This window comes from Mesorhizobium sp. M0802 (assembly GCF_040320115.1).
GTDB lineage: Bacteria > Pseudomonadota > Alphaproteobacteria > Rhizobiales > Rhizobiaceae > Mesorhizobium.
In genome coordinates this window covers 1-1,282 of sequence record NZ_JAMYOY010000059.1, presented here as the reverse complement: position 1 = coordinate 1,282, position 1,282 = coordinate 1, and the positions used below count along the sequence as shown (strand labels likewise).

The following is a 1,282-nucleotide window of genomic DNA, read 5'->3' as shown; positions in this document are numbered from 1 at the left end:
GCCGCCAGCGGCGCACCGCCCTCGTTCGTGAGGCGTATATAGTCGCCACCAACCAGAACTGTCAACAGTCATCGACGATGTTTTTTCGATTTCTCGTGGAGATATCCGCGGGGCGGAAATTCGTGAGCTGGCTTGGCTGAAATTTGTGAGTGGTGTTCCGCTGCGGTTCACTCTTCCACCAAGCTCCCACCGCTCGGCGGCAGATGCGTACCATCGGCCTGAGGATCGCCTCCTGGCGAGTGTCGATCCCCACGCCAGCCTAAGCAGCGCTTCAGAGCCGGCCTTCCAGCAATTCCGCCGTGATGTTGCTGCCGGCGAAAAAGATACCCAGGACCAGACCCGTTCGGCATCGACTGCGAAAGCAATGCTGACGGCACGTCGCCAGCCGATGATCCGCGGACCAGGCATGATCTCGACCCGCTCTGTGCCGCACTGTGGAAAAGTCGACACGCTCAGGCAATGGTCGCGGATGCCGACAACGAAATTCCAAGCGATCGCCGGCGACGCACGGGTCGGCTATGTCGTCATAGAGCTGGCCGAGTTCAGTTCCACCTTGGGGTGGAAGACAATGCGGCACTCCATTGCCTATTTGGCTTTCGCCTGCTTCGCGTGATGACGCGCCTCGAGCCGCGAAAAAACTGTCTCGACAGGGATGCCCTTAGTTTAGCCGGATGCTGCCGGAGCTCGGTCAGGCGCGCCGGAACCTCCTCGCGCAACCATCTTTCCCGCTCCGCCTCGAAATCCTCGAGCATACGCAGGCCGGCGCGAACAACCTCACTGGCATTGTTGTAGCGGCCTGATTCGAGCTGCTTCCTGGTAAAGCTCTCATAGTGGTCGTTCAGAGCGTAGTCGGGCACGGCAACCTCCTGGAAGATTATGGCGCCGATCAAAGCCCGGTAACAATAGATAGCAATGATTGGAAGCGCACGATCACGGTTCGTTTTCCAAGATCTGATGGCGAGAGAATGGTTCGTCGCCTGGTTTTGCAGGATCCAAAGCGTCCGGTCACCATCGCGCCGGCGCGTGGCGGTTGCCGCGCTGACAGAGGCGGGAGCCAACCGGCTTCGCGTGGGCAAAGGTGCCGAATACAAAAAGGCCTGCGAGCTGCGGACTTTGAATTGATTGGGGCCATGATTTGGCTTTTCTGTCCCACGACGTCGGCTTCGCCTGCTTGCGGGCCCCCGATGCAGGTTAAAATCGCCATCGATCACGGTCCGAACGCAAAAAGCCCGCGTGAAGCGGGCTGTTTTTGATGTTGGTTGCGGGGACAGGATTTGAACCT

General features: G+C 59.1%; 1 protein-coding gene and 1 pseudogene. One reads left to right on the top strand and one right to left on the bottom strand.

Features of this window, described 5'->3' with window-relative positions:
- Positions 1-145: 145 nt before the first annotated feature.
- The gene (locus NKI10_RS30845) at positions 146-613 is read left to right on the top strand and encodes a hypothetical protein (protein WP_352862611.1); all 468 of its coding nucleotides are present in this window, start codon (positions 146-148) and stop codon (positions 611-613) included.
- Here the strand turns inward: NKI10_RS30845 and NKI10_RS30840 are convergent.
- Positions 586-857: pseudogene (locus tag NKI10_RS30840) on the bottom strand (type II toxin-antitoxin system ParD family antitoxin). The gene NKI10_RS30845 and the pseudogene NKI10_RS30840 sit on opposite strands and share 28 nt — an antisense overlap.
- Positions 858-1,282 lie beyond the last annotated feature (425 nt).